Genomic DNA, 17,150 nt, shown 5'->3' with positions numbered 1-17,150 from the left:
TCAGCCCCCTCCGGCGTGCCGCGCGGGCGTCCCGCGGAAGGTCAGCGCCACGTTGTGCCCGCCGAAGCCCGCGGAGTTCTTCACGGCGACGACCTGGTCGCTCTCCAGCTTGCGCGGCGTGCCGTGCGCGACGTCGACCGCCAGTCCCTCGTCGAGGCGGACGAAGTTGCGGGTCGGCGGCACCACGCCGTGGTGCAGGGCGAGCACGGTGGTGATCGCCTCGACGGCCCCCGCGGCGCCGAGACCGTGCCCGAGCATCGACTTGTTCGCGGTGATCACCGGGCCCCGGCCCGCGCCCCCGAACACCTCCTGCACGGCGCGCGCCTCGGCCGCGTCGCCGGGCAGCGTCGACGTGCCGTTGGCGTTGAAGTGCGCGACCTCCTCCGGCCGCACGTCGGCGTCGGCGAGCGAGGAGCGCACTGCGGACGCGGTGCCCGCGCCGTTCGGCTCCGGCTGCACCATGTGGAAGGCGTCGGACGAGATGCCGACGCCCGCGAGTTCGGCGTAGATCCGGGCCCCGCGCTCGTACGCGTGCCGCTCCGACTCCAGGACGAGGACCCCCGCGCCCTCGCCGAGGACCATTCCGTCGCGGTCCGCGTCGAACGGCCGGGACGCGCCCGCCGGTTCGTCGACGCGCCGCGACAGCGCCCGCATCGCCGAGAACGAGCCGAGGACGAGCGGGTGCAGCGGCGCCTCCGCGCCGCCCGCCACCACGACGTCCACCTCCCCGCGCCGGATGAGGGCGGCGGCCGTCGCAAGGGCCTGGGTGCCCGATGAGCAGGCGTTGACCGTCGCGTTGACGCCCGCCTGAGCGTTCACGACGAGGCTGACGGCGGCGGCCGGGCCGTTGCCCATGGACATCGCCACGGTCAGCGGTGGCACCCGGTTCCAGCCCCGGGTCTTCAGCGCCTCCCAGCCGCTGATCATCGTGCTCATGTCGCCGAGCGCGGCCGACACGACCACCGCGACCCGCCCCGGATGCACGGACGCGTCGGCGAGACCCGCGTCCCGCCACGCCTCCGCGGCGGCCGTCACCGCGAGCTGGGCCGAGCGGCTGAGACGGCGGCGCTGCTGGTGTTCGAGCGCGGGCCCCGGCTCGACCCGCACCTTTCCACCCACCAGCGGCGGCAGATCCGCCGCCCACGGCTCGTCGTCGAGCCGCGCTATCCCGTTCTCCCCGTCGAGCATGGCGTCCCAAGTGGTGGCGACGTCACCGCCCAGCGCGGTCGTCTCACCGAGCCCGGTGACGACGACGCGCGGGCGCCCCCTGCTGTCCTTCATGACCTCCCCCTTCGGGAGACCGCGGCGCCACGAAGGTCCGCCGCGAGCTTCCCCGAGTCCTTCTTCACCTGACTGACCAGCAGCTTCTTCACGAGCGACTGCGGCATGACCCCGAAGTAGTCACCGGGGTCCACATCGAAGGTCCAGTGCACGCCGGTCGTCCCGTCCGGGTGCTCCGTGTACGCGTACGTGCCGACGTAGTGGAAAGGACCGTCCAGCACGTGGAACCTGGAGCTCAGCCCCGGCTCGTACTCGCTGATCTCGACGGTGAACGTCATCCGCTTCCCGATCAGCTGGAACGTGATCTCGTAGCGGCCGCCGGCCCGCGCGGGCCCGTCGAGCAGCCGCGTCGCCACGCACGCCGACTGCCACTCGGGGTCGCGCGCCGGGTCGGAGAGCCGGGCGAAGGCCTCCCCGGGCGGGACCGGCAGGTCGAAGGTGTGCTCAGCCCTGATCATCGTGTGCTCCCTTGTCTCCCGTCAGGTGCGGCGCGACGGCCCGCGCCGCCGCCGCGGCATGCGGCGCGTACATCACCGAGTTGTGGTCTCCGGGCACGTCGACGACCCGCAAGGACCCCTTGACCAGCGCCTCCCAGCCGAGCCCCGGCCCGTAGTCGACCGACTCCTCCGCCGCCCGCAGCAACAGCAGCGACAGCTCCTCCGGTTCGGGCAGATACGTCTGCAGGGCGATGCCGTTGGCGAGGTACGCCTCGAAGTAGCGCAGGATCTGCGCCCGGTCCGCGTCCTGCGCGAGCACCCCGATCGCGGCGGCCTCCCGCAGGATGTGGTCGAACGCCGCGTCGCCGCCCAGCTCCCGCAGCCCCTCTGCGGGGATGTCGAGGCTCTTGCCGTACGGCACGGCGAGGTCCCGCGCGAACCACGACAGGAGCGTCGCGTCGTCCGCGGTGTCCGGGATGTTCACCTCGATCGGGGCGCGGCTGTCGATGCCGACGAGCAGCTCGATCTCCTCGCCCGCGGCCCGCAGTTGGCGCGCCGCCTCGTAGGCGATGACGCCGCCGAAGCACCAGCCGCCGAGGGCGTAGGGGCCGGTCGGCTGGAGTTCCTTGAGGTACGTGAGGTAGCGCGCGGCCATCCCCTCGACGCTCACCTCGGCCTCGCCCTCGCTCTCGATTCCGGGCGCCTCGACCGCGAACACCGGTCGCCCGTCGGGCAGTTGGCGGGTCAGCTCGACGTAGCAGAAGACCGTGCCGCCGAAGGGGTGGAACAGGAACAGCGGGCGGCGGCCCGGCTCGCCCTCGCGCAGCGTGACGACCGGGGTGCGCGGGCCGTCCTGGCCGCCGCGGCGGACCAGCGTGGCGAGTCCGGCGATCGTGCCGTGCCGCAGCAGCTCGGCGACCGGGACCTCCACGTCCCACTGGGCGCGGATGGCCGCGCTGAGCCGGACGGCGAGCAGCGAGTGCCCGCCCACCTCGAAGAAGTCGTCGTGGACGCCGACCTCGGGGATGCCGAGGATCTCCGTCCACATCCGGGCGAGGGTGATCTCCGTGGCGTCGCGCGGCTTCTCTAAGACGGCGCCGGACGTCACGGTCGGCGCGGGGAGCCGGTTCCGGTCGACCTTGTTGTTGGGGGTGAGCGGCAGTTCGTCGAGTACGACGACGATCCCCGGCACCATGTACTGCGGCAGGAACCCGGCGACGTGCGACCTGAGTTCGGCGGGCGGGGGCGGCTCGGTCCCGGCCTCCGCCACCACGTACCCGACGAGCCGGTCGTCCTGGACGACGACGACCGCCGTCGCCACCCCGGCGGCCGACCGCAGCGCGGCCTCGACCTCGGCGAGTTCGATGCGGTAGCCGCGCAGCTTGACCTGGTTGTCGAGGCGGCCGTGGTGCAGGAGCCGTCCGTCGCTGGTCCAGCGGGCCCGGTCGCCGGTGCGGTAGAGGCGCTGGTCAGGTGCGGCCGGGAGCCCGGTGACGAAGCGTTCCCGCGTCAGCTCCGGGCGGTTCCAGTAGCCGGTGGCGAGGCCGTCGCCGCCGATCCACAGCTCACCGGGGAAGCCCGGTTCGACGGAGCGACCCTGCGGATCGAGCACGTACAGGCGGGTGTTGGCGAGCGGGCGGCCGATGTCGATGCCGTCCCGCGGCTCGACGCGGCCCTCGGTGGACCAGATGGTGGTCTCGGTCGGCCCATAGACGTTGTGCAGGGCGGCGACCCTGCCGTGCAGGAATCCGGCGAGGTCGGGCGGGAGTTCCTCGCCGCCGCACAGCACGTGCAGGCGTCCGTTCCCCTGCCAGCCGGCGTCGCGGAGCATCCGCCAGGAGGTGGGGGTCGCCTGCATCCAGGTGGCCCCTGACTCCTCGATGCGGGCCGCGAGCGCGGCGCCGTCGGCGGCCGTCACGCTGTCGCACACGAGCACGCGCCCGCCCGCGACCAGCGGCATGAACAGCTCCAGGCCCGCGATGTCGAACGACACCGTGGTCACCGCGAGCAGTCCGTCCGACGGGCCGAACCCGGTGTTCTCCCGCATGGACAGGAGCAGGTTCACCAGCGCGCGGTGCGGGATGGCGACACCCTTCGGGCGGCCGGTGGAGCCCGACGTATAGAGGATGTACGCGAGGTCGGCGGGGTCCGGCGCGGTGCCCGCGGCGGGCGGCGGCACGGCGCCGTCGTCCAGGTTCAGCACGTCCAGGCCCGGCAGCCAGCTTCCCCGCAGCCCCTCCTGACTCACCAGGAGCCGCGCACCCGCGTCCCGCGCCATGTACGTCAGCCGGTCGACGGGATGGTGCGGATCGAGCGGCACGTACGCCGCCCCCGCCTCCAGCACCCCGAGCAGCGCCGCCACCAGGGGCGCGCCGCGCTCCACAAGGACGGCGACGCGATCGCCCGCGGCGACCCCGGCGGCCCGCAGCCGCGCGGCGATCCGCCCGGACTCGCCGAGCAGCCGCGCGTACGTCCACTCCTCGCGGTCGCCGACGACCGCGACGGCGTCGGGCGTGCGCCCGGCCTGCTCGCGCACCAGGTCCGGCAGCGTGGCGTCCGGCAGCTCCCGCTCCGGGCCCGTCCCGCGCTCCCCGAGCAGCTCGCGCTGCCGGGCGTCTCCCCTGCTCAGGCCCTCCATCGGCGTGTCCGCCCGGCCGACCAGGGTCTCGACGGCCGTGACGAAGGTGGCGGCGAGTTCGCGTGCGGTGCCCGCGCGGAAGATGTCGGTGTTGTAGCGCAGTACCCCCGCGTACGCGCCGTCCCGCTCCCCGCCCATCTCGACCCACAGGTCCGTCTGCCCCTCCTGCTGCGGCAGCGGGAAGGGCCGCAAGCTCGCACCCGCGACGCTCAACTCCGCTTCCTGGTCGGGCCGCAGCAGGAAGAACTGGTCCATGTCGGTCAGGAACGGCAGCCGGTCCCAGGCGAACCCCGCCTGGAACAGCGGCGTCCTGCTCTGGTCGCGCGGCGGCGCCAACTCCCGTACGAGCCAGGGGAAGGGCAGCTCCTGCGCCCGCATCGCCTCCGTGGTCCGCGAACGCACCTCGGTGACCAGCTCGCGGAAGCTCGCCGTCTCGTCGACCTCGCCGCGTACGACGACGGTGTTGACGAAGTTGCCGACGGCGTCCCGGAACCGGCGCTGCGTACGCCCCGAGCTGGGGGTGCCGACGACGATGTCCGACTGCCCGCTCAGCCGGCTGAGCAGCACGAAGTATGCGGACAGCAGCACCATGTACGGCGTCGCCGACAGCTCGCGCGCCAACTCCCGTACGCCCTCGGTCGTTTCGGCCGACAGCGCGAACGGCGCCGAGCCCCCGTCGTAGGACGGAACGGGCGGGCGCGGCAGGTCCCCGTACAGATCGAGCCCTGGCGGCACATCGGCAAGCCGCTCCGCCTCGCCGGCAAGAAGCTCCTTCGCCCTCCCGCTCGCGAGGAAGGCTTCCTGCTGCTCGGCGTACGCGGCGAAGGCCCCGCCGTCGAGCGCGAACCGCCCCTCCACGCCCTCCAGTCGGGCGCGCACCTCGGACAGCAGCAGCGCGAGCGACCAGAAGTCCACGGCGATGTGGTGCAGCACGACGGCGAACACCCAGGTCCGCTCGGCGGTCCGGTACAGGTGCACGCGCCACAGCGGCGGCCGCGCCAGGTCGAACGGCTCCCGGCTGTCGGCGCGCACCCGGTCCCGCAGGGCTTCCGGGTCGAGGCCCCGCGCGTCGGTGTGCTGCACGTCGAGGGCCACGGACTCCGCGACATGAAGCTCGTCGGCGCCCCGGAAGCAGACCCGTAACGCTTCGTGCTCGCGTATCAGATCGTCGAGGATCGCCCCGACCGCGGGCCCGAGTGCCGGATCGGCGGTGACCTCGGCGCCGAACACCACGTGGTACGCGGCGCATTCGGGGTCCGCCTCGTGGATGAACCAGAGCCCGGCCTGCTGCGCGTTGACGGTCGTGGTGGTCATGACCGGCCCTCCTGAACCGCGGGGACGGGCTCCCCGTTCATCAGCCGCCAGAGCGCCTCGGCGAGGGTGTCCACCGTGGGGTGCGTCCACATCAGGTCGACGGGCGGGTCGACGAGCCCGCAGGCGTCCTCGATCTCCATGCCGACGGTGAGCGCCGCCATGGAGTCGAGCCCGTACGAGGTGAAGGTGCGGTCCGTCGCCAACTCCTGCGGGGCGAGGCCCGCTTCGGCGGCCACGGCACCGATGAGGATGTTCTTCACGTCGTCGATCGTCATGTTCTTCGTACTCATTTCAGCCGTGCCTTTCCGATGTCGCCTCGCGTGCGCCGCGTTCCGCGAGACGCACTTTCCGGATGGAGAAGAGTTCGTTGTTCACGCGCTGGGAGTTCATGCGGGCGAAGAGCTTTCCCGCGATCGCCGGATCGAGATCGCCCGTCTCGTACCGATGGATCCGATTCCGGTCCAGGGCGGCCTCCAGCCACGCTCCGTCGGCGAAGAATTCACCGAGATGATCCCGGTTGAATATCCACACACCGAGCGCGGAGGCCTTTGCGTGCAGGGCGCACAATTCCTCGGCGAGGCGGATCAGCCGGGGCGGGGTGCCCTTTCCGTTTCCCGGCGCCTGCCGGGCGCCGGACGCGCGCACCTCCCCGACCTGCGCGAACAGCGCGTCGAGCTGCTGCCGCAGCCGCTCGGCCCCGGCCCGCAGGGCCGCGATCCGCCGCTCGTCGAGGCCGCCAGGATCCGGGCTCAGAGCGTCGAGCCTGCGGACGAGTTCGGGCAGCGCGGCGAGCGTCGCGTCCCTGCCGCGGCCGAACACGCTCACCCGGTCCGGCTCGAAGGGCGGCAGGGCGGCCCGCAGGTCGAACAGCGCACCCCAGTCCTCGCCGGTCCGCTCACGCGCGTGGGCCTTGGCCATGGCGGGCAGCTGGAGCGCGATGCTGTCGAGGCAGACCGGTTCGCTGCCGTCGAAGACGGACACCACCGCGCCGTCCCGCAGCATCTTCTGGAAGATCCCCACGTGCTCGGGGGCGCGCAGGTAGGAGCGGGCGCCGAGAGTCCGGGACAGGTTCCTGGCGTTCCCGTCGACGAGGCGGGCCACCTGGACCTTGCTCACGTTTCCCCAGACGCTGAACTCCTCGGTGAACAGGTGCAGTCCGCGCATCGCCACGAGGCTCTCGCATTCCGCGACGAGCAGGCTCAGATACGCGTTCGCGAGGGATTCCGTGACGTACGGGATTTCGCCCGCCACGCCCTCGTACAGAAAACGCCGCGACAGGAATTCGCCGACCGTGCGCAGCATGGTGTCGCCGGTGCCGAGGGAGAGGCCCGTGCACAGCGTCCGGGTGATCAGCAGGCCTCGCAGCGCCAGTTCGAGCCCGTCGCCCTCGGCGCCGATCCGCTCCGCCGCGCCCACCCGGACCCGGTCGAAGGCGACCCCGCTGATGTCGCAGCCGCGCAGCCCGTACGTGGGGACGCGGGGCACGCCCGTGACCTCCCCGGTCGCGACGGCCGCCCGGTCCACGAGGAACATGGACTGCCTGCGCTTGGCCGGGGTCCGCTCGTCGCCCGTGGTGCCGAGGAGGACGACGTGGGTGGCGGTCCGGCCGCGGTTGATCGGCCACTTCTCGCCGGTCAGGACGTACTGGTCGGACTGGTCGGCCGGGTGGGCGCCGTCGTCCGGGAGCCGCTCCGGGGTGGCCGCGAACTCATTGGCCGCGAGGTCCGCCCCGTGCCCCGGCTCCGAGTACGCGAGGCAGGGGACGACCCCGCCGCGCACCATCGTGGCCGCGTACTTCGCCCGCTGTTCGGCGTCGCCGCCGATCCACACGAGCGTCATCCACACCTGCGTGCTCTCGCTCACGGCGACATTCATGTCGCGGCGCGCGATCACGCGGGTGAGCGTCAGCAGTTCCTCCGTGGACCGCAGTTCCCCGCCGAGGCGTTCGGGAACGAAGTACCGGTGGAACCCAAAGGCACGCAGCTGATCGATTCCAGCGGCCGGCAGTTCCTCGCGCTCGTCGAGCTCCAGAGCGCGCACGAAAGAGGTCGAATTGGATTCGTGCTCGGGATCCCCGAGCCACCTTTCAAGAGATTCCGCAAGACAGATCACATCTGTCATCAATCGCTCCAAATCAAGACTCAAGACAGCAGAGGCGCACACAGAAAGGCGCGTAACAGCAGACTGAGTGATTTCGAAGTGCCCCCGCATGGCGAATGTGGAGCATCGGCCAGAACCCGGCGAGCTCCTTTTTTGACGGGCCTCGCTGAGCCCGTCCCCCGTTTTCGTACTCGACCGTAGCAGCAGCCGAACGTACACAATCAGTGACGGTGACCACATCACCGCGCGTCGACCCGGAATGATATTCCCGCACGTAAGCCCTTGCCCGGACCCTGACCTCGAATTACGCCTCAAGAATGACCAGTTCCCTTTCCCGGAAGGTAAAGAGATGGTTTTGAGTTACGGAGGAATGAGTTCCGTGCGCCCGTCCGCCGGACCGCTCCGCCCCAGGCCGGGAGGGGTGACACCCCAGGGAACGTTGGTACCTTCGACGATGGAGATTGCCGACGAACGACTGCCGGCGAACGACGGCCACGAACGAGGGAGCCCACCCATGGCGCGATCACCCCGCAAGGACTTCCCCATCGCCGAGCGCCCCGGCTATCTGCTGCACAAGGCGGGCCTGCTGATCGTGGAGGACGTGGAGCGCGCGCTGGGCGAAGTCGGCATGCGCAGCCGGTACTTCTTCGTGCTCGCGTCCCTCGCCGGTGGCCCCGAGCTCTCCCAGCAGGACCTGAGCAAGGTCCTCAACCTCGACCCGACCACGGTCGTCTCCGTGATCGACGAGATGGAGCGCAACCAGCACGTCGAGCGCAGGCGCAACCCCGCCGACCGGCGCCGCTACAGCCTGATCCTCACCGACTCGGGCCGCGCGGCGCTCGCGGAGGCGGACCGCGTGGCGACGGAGGTCGAGTCGACGTTCTTCGGCGCGCTCGCGGAGGGCGAGCGGGAGGCGCTGCGCGACGCGCTCGGCAAGGTCCTGGCGGGCCGCTGGCCGGCGTCGGTCTGCGCCGACTGAGGCATCAACACACCACAGTCCGGGCGGGGTTGACCCCCGACCCGGACTTTTTCATGCCTCGACCACCTAGACGCGGGACACCTTGACGCCCGGATTTCCAATCATCTAACTTTCCAACTATCGACAGATCCAGTTGATCGACTGGCTCGGTTCGCCGGCTCGATTGACTGGATTGATCCACTAGGGGGAGTCCCACCATGTCCACAGCACGCGCGTTGACGCCGTTATCGCCGTTATCGCCCACGAGGTGGTGGACGCTCGGCATCGTCGCGTTGGGCACCTTCATGCTGATGCTCGACCTGAGCGTGGTGTCCATCGCCCTGCCGCAGATCCACAAGTCCCTGGGCAGCAGCTTCGCCGACCTCCAATGGGTCTTCGACGCCTACGCGCTGACGCTGGCGATCTTCCTGGTCGCTGCGGGCTCGTTCGCCGACCGGGTCGGCCGCAAGAAGCTCTTCCTCTGGGGCTTCGCCCTCTTCACCGCCGCCTCGCTGGCCTGCGGCCTGGCCGGGGACGCCACGGCGCTGAGCCTCTACCGCGCGGTCCAGGGCGTGGGCGCGGCCGTCATGTTCGCGGTCGGCCCCTCGATGCTGAGCCACGAGTTCCACGGCAAGGAACGGGCCACGGCCTTCACGGTGTTCGGCGCGGCGGTCGGCCTCGCGGTGGCGACGGGCCCGCTGATCGGCGGCTCGCTCATCAACACGCTGTCCTGGCGCTGGATCTTCTACATCAACGTGCCGATCGGCATCCTCGCCATCGCTTTCGGCGCCCTGCGCGTGCGCGAATCGCTCAACAAGCGCGCCCACCCCACGGACTGGGCCGGCCTCGCCACGTTCAGCGTCGCGCTCGCCGCCCTGGTCTTCGCGACCATCCGCGCGCCCCGCGAGGGCTGGACCAGCCCCGCCACACTCGGCCTCTACGCCGCCAGCGCCGTCTTCCTGCTGCTGTTCGCGCTCATCCAACGCCGCCTGGGCGAACGGGCGTTGATCGACCCCGCGTTCTTCCGCAGCCCCACGTTCGTGGGCATCTCCCTCGTCGCCATGATCGGCAACGCGGCGGCCCTGCCCTCGGTGTTCTTCGAGACCAGCTACCTGGAGAACGTCCTGCACGTCGACGCCTGGGGCACCGGCCTGCGCTTCCTCCCCCTCACGCTCGCGATGTTCGTGGCGGGCGCGATCGGCGGCGGCCTCATCGGCAAGGTCCCCTTCAGGATCCTCCTCGGCGGCTCGACCGCGGTCATGGCGACCGGCATCCTCTTCCTGAACCTCACGGAAGCCGACTCCTCGTGGACGGTCCTGATCCCCGCCCTGGTCATCGCCGGCTTCGGCATGGGCGCCTTCAACCCGGCACGTGCGGCGCTCGCCATCGGCGTCGCGGAACCGTCCAAGTCCGGCGTCGCGTCCGGCATCAACGAGACGTTCCAGCAGGTCGGCATCGCGGTCGGCATCGCCGGCGTGGGCGCCTTCTTCGAACACCGGGTGACCACGGAGTTCGCCGCTTCGGCGGCCGGTCAGCAGATGGGCCCGGCCGCGGCGGAAGAGGCGGCGCACGGCATCAGCGCCGGCTCGATCGACGCGGTGGCCGCCGCGGCGGGCCCCCTGCGCGACGAGGTCCTGCCCGCCGCCCAGGACGCCTTCATGTCCGCCTTCCACGGCGCCATGACCCTGAGCGCGATCCTCGGCTTCATCGCGGCCGCCATCGGCTTCCTGATGCTCCGCACCAAGGACCTCCACGCCAGCGCCCTCTCCACGATCCCGCCGGACGTGGACGATGCCCATGCCACGCACGAGGACGACGAGGCGGTCGGGGCGACGCCGGCCTGACACCGCCGCCCGCAAGTCCCTGAACACGACAGAACCCCAGGCCGGAATGGATCCGACCTGGGGTTCTGTATCTGAGCCGCCTTCGGGATTCGAACCCGAGACCTACGCATTACGAGTGCGTTGCTCTGGCCATCTGAGCTAAGGCGGCGCCGCCACGCGCACCGGAGTGCGTCAGCAACGTCGCCAATCCTACACGCTCCGCGGGGGTGCTCCGTACAGCCTTTATGACCAGGGGACACGCACTACGAGCAGCGCTTTCCGTCGGCCGGAGGGGTGCCCGTCAGCAGGTAGTCGTCGATCGCTCCGTCCACGCAGGCGCTGCCGCGGCCGTACGCCGTGTGGCCGTCGCCGTCGTACGTGAGGAGGCGGCCGGAGGAGAGCTGGGAGGCGAGGGACTTCGCCCAGCGGTAGGGGGTGGCCGGGTCGCGGGTGGTGCCGGCCACGACGATGGGGGCGGCGCCGTCGGCGGTGATGCGGTGGGCCTCGCCCGTCGCCTTCACCGGCCAGTAGCCGCAGTTCAGGGAGGACCAGGCGAGGCCCTCACCGAAGAGCGGGGAGGCCTTCTCGAAGTCGGGGACCGCCTTCTCGACCTCCTCGGGCGAGGTGAAGGACGGGGGCTGGTCGAGACAGTTCACGGCGGCGTTGGCGAACATCATGTTCGAGTACGTGCCGTCGGGGTCGCGCTCGTAATAGCTGTCGGAGAGGGCGAGCAGGCCCGCGCCGTCCTTGTGCTTCATGGCAGCGGTGAGCGCCTCGCGCAGCTGCGGCCACGACCCCTCGTCGTACATCGCGGCGATCACGCCGGTCGTGGCGAGGGCCTCGCCGAGCTTGCGGCCGCGCTCGTCGCCGGTGCCGATCGGCTTGCGGTCGAGGGTGGTGAAGAAGTCCTTGAGGCGCTTGCTCGACGCGGCGGGCGTGCCGGTGCCGAGGGGGCAGTCGGAGCGCTTCGCGCAGTCCTTCGCGAAGGACTTGAACGCCGTCTCGAAGCCGGCGGTCTGCTGTTCGTTCATCTCGCGCGCGGGCAGCGAGGGGTCCATCGCGCCGTCCAGGACGAGCCTGCCGACCCGCTCGGGGTAGAGGCCCGCGTACGTCGCCCCCAGGAACGTCCCGTACGAGGCGCCCACGTAGTTGAGCTTCTCGTCGTCGAGCGCCGCGCGTGCCAGGTCCATGTCGCGGGCCGCCTCGACCGTGGAGACGTGCGGCAGGACCCGGCCGGACGTCCGGTCCGAGCTCTCGCAGCCGGCGCCGAAACCCTTGAAGGCGGCGGTCAGGCGGGCCTGCTCGGCCGTGTCGTCGGGGGTGACGTCGGTCTGTGTGTACGCGTCCATCCGCTTGCCGTCGAGGCAGGTGACGGGCTCGCTGCGGGCGACGCCGCGCGGGTCGACGGCGACCATGTCGTAGCGGGCGCGGACCTTCTCCGGGTAGCCGATGCCCGCGTACGACTGGAGGTAGCCGATCGCGGAGCCGCCGGGGCCGCCCGGGTTGACCAGGAGCGAACCGAGACGCTTGCCGGGGCCCGTGGCCTTCTTGCGGGAGACGGCGAGGTCGATGTCGCCGGCGGACGGCTTGTCGTAGTCGAGCGGCGCCTTGAGGGTGGCGCACTCGAATCCTGGCACGCCGCACTCGTGCCACTTCGGGGACTGGTCGTAATACGGGGCCAGGTCGGCCGGTGTGGCGCGGGGCAGCGCGGCGAGCGAGGAACCCGGGCTCCCCGAACTGCCCGAAGCGCAGGCGGAGATGGCGGCGAGCAGCAGCCCACCGGCGACGGCGAGCGCGGCGGGACGGCGGCGTGGGGCGAGGGGGTGGCGCCAGGAGTACATCGAGCGAGCGTAACGCTCCGCGGGTGACTGGTCACATTGCGTATCGGCGAGGGGGTGCCCACGCGGGGCTGGGCCGACGTATCGGCGCGCGGCGCCGGGGGCCGCCTTGCCCACCCTGCCTTCCCCAAGCTCTCCGACAAGCTCCGAGCAGGGGAGACCCCACTAGGCGGCAGATTGCCCAAGGCTCAGTCGGCCAGATCAAGCCCCGCGTGGGAGCGGCTCCCCGCACCCGACCGCTAACCCGCGCGGAGCGCCATCGTCATCGCCTCCACCGCCAGCAGCGGCGCCACGTTCCCGTCCAACGCCACCCGGCACGCCCCGATCGCCTCGATCCGCCGCAGCGTCGACTCCGGCGACGTACCGCGGGCGACCCGCTCCAAGGTGTCCTGGATCTCGACGTTGGCCAGGTCCACGCGCGAGCCGAGCTGCATCGCGAGCACGTCCCGGTAGACCCCGGTCAGCTCCGTGAGCGCCAGGTCGAGGCTGTCGCGCTGCGAACGCGTGCGGCGCCGCTTCTGCATGTCCTCGAGGTCCTTCATGACTCCGGCGGTGCCGCGCGGCATCCGCCCGCCGCTCTGCGCGCCGAGCGCCGCCTTCAGCTCTTCCGTCTCCTTGGTGTCGACCTCTTCGGCGAGCTGCTTGGAGTCCTCGGCGGCCGCGTCCACCAGTTCCTGCGCCGCCTTGAGGCAGCCGCCGACCTCCTCGACCCGCAGCGGCACCTTCAGGACGGCGGCCCTGCGCTCCCGCGCGCGCGGGTCCGTGGCCAGGCGGCGGGCCCGGTCGATGTGGCCCTGCGTGGCCCGGGAGACGGCGGCGGCGACATCCGGCTCGATGCCGTCGCGTCGTACGAGCATGTCGGCGACGGCGGAGACGGCGGGCGTGCTCAGGGTGAGCAGGCGGCAGCGGGAGCGGATCGTCGGAAGGACGTCCTCCACCGAAGGCGCGCACAGCAGCCACACGGTGCGCGGCGCAGGCTCCTCGACGGCCTTCAGCACCGCGTTCGCCGACTTCTCGTTGAGCCGCTCGGCGTCCTCCACGAGGATCACCTGCCAGCGGCCGACGGCCGGTGCCGTGTACGACTTGCGGACCGTGTCACGCATGTCCTTGACGAGGATCTCCGAGCCGACCGCGGCCACCGTCGACACGTCCGCGTGCGTGCCGAGCAGCGCGGTGTGGCACCCGTCGCAGAATCCGCAGCCGGGGGCTCCGCCGAGGGCGCGGTCCGGGCTGACGCACTGGAGGGCCGCGGCGAACGCGCGGGCCGCGGTCTCCCGGCCGGCTCCCGGCGGACCGGTGAACAGCCAGGCGTGCGTCATCTTCGACGCGGTGGGCGGCGGGGTGTCGGCGGCGGCCGCCGTCACCAGGGCGTCCGCGTCCCGCGCGGCCGCGCTCAGCTCCGCGATCACCCGGTCCTGGCCGACCAGGTCGTCCCACACGGCCATGCGGCCACCGTCCCTTTCCTGCCGATCTCAGCGCACCCCATTGTGCCGGTCGCCACTGACATCACCGGAACCGTGGTCCGGCCCGGGGCGCGGCCTACCTGCGGCGCCGCCCGCCCCGGTCGTCCTCGTCCGCCTGCCCGCCGAGCAGTTCGTCCGCCAGCGACGGCAGGTCGTCCAGCGGCGTCTCCTCCGCCCAGTCGGGCCGGGGCCGCCGCGGCCTGCCGTTCTCGTCGACCTGGGGCAGTTCCGCCGTACGCTCGTTGGACCCCTCCCGCTCGTCGCGGAAGTAGCCGCTCGGCACCCGGTCCGCCGGCTCGGACACCTGCGGCAGGACCGCCGTCTCGTCCGCCGCGCCGGGCGCGGGCGGCTGCGGCAGCTGCGTCGTCTCCTCGGCGTCCGCCGTGTCCCGGTACTGCGGCAGCACCGTGGTCTCCGCGGCGTCCGAGGACGGCTCCGGAGCCTTGGTGAAGTCGACGATCGGCGTCGGCACGGTCGTCTCGTTGTCCGGAACTGCGTTGTCCGGAACCGCGTCGCCCGCATCAACCGCTGCGCCACGAGCGGCCTCGTCGCCCGGGGCCTCGCTCGGCAGCTCGACCTTGCGGAGGTTCGCGGTCGGCGCGCCCGCGCTGCGCTGCGCCTGCTCCGCGGCCTGGGCGGCGAGCCGCCGCGCCTCCTCCGCGCGCAGCAGGGCCTCCTCGGCCTTGCGCTGCTTCTCCAGGCGCCGCTCCTCGGCCTCGGCCCGCAGCCGCGCCTCGTCCTCGGCCTGCTTGCGGAGCCGCTCCTGCTCGGCGGCGCGCGCCTCGGCCTCCGCCTTGAGACGGGCCCGCTCCTCCTCGGCCCTGCGGCGCTCCTCCTCGGCGCGCTGCCGGGCCTCCTCGGCCTGCCGCTCGGCCTCCAGGCGCTGCGCCTCCTCCAGCTCGCGGCGCTTGCGCTCCTCCTCCTCGGCGCGCAGCTTGGCGAGCTGCTCCTGGCGCTCGCGCTCCAGGCGCTCCTCCTCCGCCTTGCGGGCGGCCTCTTCCTCGGCCTTGCGGCGCGCCTCTTCCTCGGCGGCCTTCCGGGCCTCCTCCTGCGCCTTGATCTCGGCCTCGGAGAGCGGAAGCAGCATGTCGAGCCGGTGCCGGACGACGGTGGTGACGGCCTCGGGCTCCTGCCCGGCGTCGACCACCAGGTAGCGGCCGGGGTCGCCCGCCGCCAGCGTCAGGAAACCGGAGCGCACGCGCGTGTGGAACTCCAGCGGCTCCGACTCGAGCCGGTCGGGCGCCTCCGTGAACCGCTCGCGCGCGGCCTCCGGGTCGACGTCGAGCAGCACGGTCAGGTTCGGTACGAGGCCGCTGGTGGCCCAGCGGTTGATGCGGGCGACCTCGGTCGGCGACAGGTCGCGGCCCGCGCCCTGGTAGGCGACGGACGAGTCGATGTAGCGGTCGGAGATGACCACGGCGCCTCGTTCGAGCGCCGGGCGCACGACCGTGTCGACGTGCTCCGCGCGGTCGGCGGCGTAGAGCAGCGCCTCGGCGCGGTGCGACAGACCGGCCGACGAGACGTCGAGCAGGATCGACCGCAGCCGCTTGCCGACCGGCGTCGCGCCCGGCTCGCGCGTGACGACGACCTCGTGGCCCTTGCCGCGGATCCACTCGGCGAGCGCTTCGGCCTGGGTCGACTTTCCGGCGCCGTCGCCGCCCTCCAGGGCGATGAAGAAGCCGGTCGCGGCCGGGGCCTGCTCCGGGTCGTTCCCGCCGAGCAGCGCGTCCCGCAGGTCGTGCCGCAGCGGCACCCCGCTGCGGTCGTCGGCCTTGGCGAGCACCAGCGCGGCGACGGGCAGCAGCAGCGCGCCCACGAGCATCAGCGTGAACGCGGCGCCCCCGTGCGCGAAGACGAACTTTCCGCTCTCCAGGTGGTGCGGACCGATCAGCGCGGCGAGCACCGGCGCGAGCAGCGCGCCGAGCGCGACGCACACCCGTACGACGGCCTGAAGGTGCTCGGTCGTGCGCGCCCTGCGGCGGTCCTCGGTCTCCTGGTCGAGCAGCGCGTGGCCGGTGTTCGCCGCGATGCCCGCGGTGACTCCGGCGATCGTCACGAGCAGGATCACGCTCGTCACGTCCGGCACCAGGCCGGCCGCGAGCAGCGCGATGCCCGTGAGCGCGATGGCCAGCGCGAAGAGGCGGCGCCGCGACAGCGGCGGCAGCACCTTGGGCGCCGTGCGGATGCCGACGACGGTGCCGCCGGTCAGGCCGAGCACGAGCAGGCCGAACGTGACCGGGCCCCCGCCCAGGTCCTTGGCGTGCAGCACGGACACGGCCACGGCCGCCGCGATCGCCCCGGCGACACAGGAGCAGGCGAGCACGAGCAGCCGGATCGCGCCGGTGCGGCCCTTGTCCACGCCCGTACCGGTGTTCGGCCTGCGCAGCCCCTCCAGCGGCGACCGCGCGCGCGGGGTCTGCGTGTCGGGCAGTTCGAGGAAGAAGACGACCGACAGGGAAGCGGCGAAGAGGCCCGCCCCTACGTAGGACGACAGTGCCACCTGGTGCGAGGCGAACCAGTCGACGCCCGCCGCGATCAGGTTCTGGACGAGGGTCACGAGGACGAGGCCGGCCGCGCCCAGCGGCACGGCGACGAATCCGGTGCGCAGCGAGAGCCGCCGCAGCGCGTCCGTGTGGTCGGGCAGCGGCCGCACGGCCGCGCCCTCCAGCGGCGGCGGGGGCAGCAGCGCGGGCGCCGCGCTCGCCTTGGCGACGGTCCAGAAGCGCTCGGCGACGCCGCCGACGAACGCGGTCACGAGGAGCATCGCCAGCGCGTTGTCCGGCAGCCAGTCGATCCACAGGGGGGCGACGATGAGCAGCGCGGCCCGCACGCCGTCGGCGCCGACCATGGTCCAGCGCCGGTCGAGCGGCCCGCCCGGCGTCGTCAGCGAGGTCAGCGGTCCGAGCAGGACGGCGCCGAACAGCAGCGTCGACAGGATGCGCGCGCCGAACACGGCGGCGACGGCGAGGGCGACGCCCCGGTATCCACCGCCGAAGGACTCCTCGGGGATGGCCGTCTGCACCGCCAGCACCACAAGGACGAGCAGCCCGATCACGTCGCCGACTCCGCCGACTAGTTGCGCCGACCACAGTCGCTTCAACTGGGGTACGCGCAACAGGGCGCGCACCGCACGCTCTCGGGAGTCCGCGACCAGGGCGTCGTCTGGGGCCGTGTTGGGGTCCGTTGGCTGCTCGGCACGGGTCATTCGTCCAGCCTATAGGGACCCGCTGACACACCGAAGGTGTGTTCCCGGTGTGAACGCCTCCCCGCACGGATCACGGGGAGGCACTCGTTCCGC

At 72.3% G+C, this 17,150-nt stretch carries 10 protein-coding genes and 1 tRNA gene; 2 read left to right on the top strand and 9 right to left on the bottom strand.

The features are described 5' to 3' along the window. Genes ACFV9W_RS20355 through ACFV9W_RS20335 form a run of 5 tightly spaced genes read right to left on the bottom strand, consistent with a single transcriptional unit; the run spans position 1 to position 7,710 of the window. Entirely contained in the window at positions 1–1,281 is a 1,281-nt protein-coding gene (locus tag ACFV9W_RS20355; RefSeq protein WP_385762767.1) for a beta-ketoacyl-[acyl-carrier-protein] synthase family protein, read from the bottom strand. Further along, positions 1,278–1,739, bottom strand: a complete 462-nt coding sequence (locus tag ACFV9W_RS20350; protein WP_385762765.1) for an SRPBCC family protein — start codon at positions 1,737–1,739, stop codon at positions 1,278–1,280. The genes ACFV9W_RS20355 and ACFV9W_RS20350 overlap by 4 nt, the downstream gene beginning before the upstream one ends. Beyond that, positions 1,726–5,670, bottom strand: coding sequence for an amino acid adenylation domain-containing protein (locus ACFV9W_RS20345; RefSeq protein ID WP_385762763.1), 3,945 nt, complete (start codon positions 5,668–5,670; stop codon positions 1,726–1,728). Before ACFV9W_RS20345 ends, ACFV9W_RS20350 begins: the two co-directional genes overlap by 14 nt. Beyond that, complete coding sequence (locus ACFV9W_RS20340) at positions 5,667–5,960, bottom strand: acyl carrier protein (RefSeq protein ID WP_385762762.1); 294 nt, start codon at positions 5,958–5,960, stop codon at positions 5,667–5,669. The genes ACFV9W_RS20345 and ACFV9W_RS20340 overlap by 4 nt, the downstream gene beginning before the upstream one ends. A 1-nt stretch (position 5,961) precedes the next feature. Then, positions 5,962–7,710 carry an acyl-CoA dehydrogenase family protein gene (locus ACFV9W_RS20335; protein WP_385762760.1) on the bottom strand — a complete coding sequence of 583 codons (1,749 nt, stop codon included), beginning with the start codon at positions 7,708–7,710 and terminating at the stop codon, positions 5,962–5,964. Between the two features lie 574 nt (positions 7,711–8,284). Here ACFV9W_RS20335 and ACFV9W_RS20330 point away from each other — a divergent pair. Continuing rightward, a complete protein-coding gene (locus ACFV9W_RS20330) occupies positions 8,285–8,749 on the top strand; it encodes a MarR family winged helix-turn-helix transcriptional regulator (protein ID WP_385762758.1) in 465 nt (154 codons plus the stop codon). A 197-nt stretch (positions 8,750–8,946) separates the two neighbouring features. Continuing rightward, entirely contained in the window at positions 8,947–10,572 is a 1,626-nt protein-coding gene (locus ACFV9W_RS20325; protein ID WP_385762755.1) for an MFS transporter, read from the top strand. A 74-nt stretch (positions 10,573–10,646) separates the two neighbouring features. Here the strand turns inward: ACFV9W_RS20325 and ACFV9W_RS20320 are convergent. The 4 genes from ACFV9W_RS20320 to tmk all read right to left on the bottom strand — a co-directional run bounded on the left by ACFV9W_RS20320 (position 10,647) and on the right by tmk (position 17,057). Continuing rightward, positions 10,647–10,720, bottom strand: a tRNA-Thr gene (locus ACFV9W_RS20320). 94 nt (positions 10,721–10,814) lie between these two features. Then, a complete protein-coding gene (locus ACFV9W_RS20315) occupies positions 10,815–12,392 on the bottom strand; it encodes an alpha/beta hydrolase (RefSeq protein WP_385762753.1) in 1,578 nt (525 codons plus the stop codon). Between the two features lie 236 nt (positions 12,393–12,628). Next, positions 12,629–13,834, bottom strand: a complete 1,206-nt coding sequence (locus ACFV9W_RS20310) for a DNA polymerase III subunit delta' (RefSeq protein WP_385762751.1) — start codon at positions 13,832–13,834, stop codon at positions 12,629–12,631. Positions 13,835–13,928: 94 nt separating this feature from the next. Then, positions 13,929–17,057, bottom strand: coding sequence for a dTMP kinase (gene tmk, locus ACFV9W_RS20305; protein WP_385762749.1), 3,129 nt, complete (start codon positions 17,055–17,057; stop codon positions 13,929–13,931). Positions 17,058–17,150 lie beyond the last annotated feature (93 nt).

Source organism: Streptomyces sp. NPDC059897, assembly GCF_042730865.1.
Classification (GTDB): Bacteria; Actinomycetota; Actinomycetes; order Streptomycetales; family Streptomycetaceae; genus Streptomyces.
Note: the sequence above shows the minus strand (reverse complement) of the source record. Positions and strands in the feature narration are given on the sequence as shown.

Excerpts from the sequence above, each read along its gene's own strand:
- ACFV9W_RS20355 (WP_385762767.1), bottom strand. The coding sequence starts at position 1,281 with ATGAAGGACAGCAGGGGGCGCCCGCGCGTCGTCGTCACCGGGCTCGGT.
- ACFV9W_RS20350 (WP_385762765.1), bottom strand. The coding sequence starts at position 1,739 with ATGATCAGGGCTGAGCACACCTTCGACCTGCCGGTCCCGCCCGGGGAG.
- ACFV9W_RS20345 (WP_385762763.1), bottom strand. The coding sequence starts at position 5,670 with ATGACCACCACGACCGTCAACGCGCAGCAGGCCGGGCTCTGGTTCATC.
- ACFV9W_RS20340 (WP_385762762.1), bottom strand. The coding sequence starts at position 5,960 with ATGAGTACGAAGAACATGACGATCGACGACGTGAAGAACATCCTCATC.
- ACFV9W_RS20330 (WP_385762758.1), top strand. The coding sequence starts at position 8,285 with ATGGCGCGATCACCCCGCAAGGACTTCCCCATCGCCGAGCGCCCCGGC.
- ACFV9W_RS20325 (WP_385762755.1), top strand. The coding sequence starts at position 8,947 with ATGTCCACAGCACGCGCGTTGACGCCGTTATCGCCGTTATCGCCCACG.
- ACFV9W_RS20315 (WP_385762753.1), bottom strand. The coding sequence starts at position 12,392 with ATGTACTCCTGGCGCCACCCCCTCGCCCCACGCCGCCGTCCCGCCGCG.
- ACFV9W_RS20310 (WP_385762751.1), bottom strand. The coding sequence starts at position 13,834 with ATGGCCGTGTGGGACGACCTGGTCGGCCAGGACCGGGTGATCGCGGAG.
- tmk (WP_385762749.1), bottom strand. The coding sequence starts at position 17,057 with ATGACCCGTGCCGAGCAGCCAACGGACCCCAACACGGCCCCAGACGAC.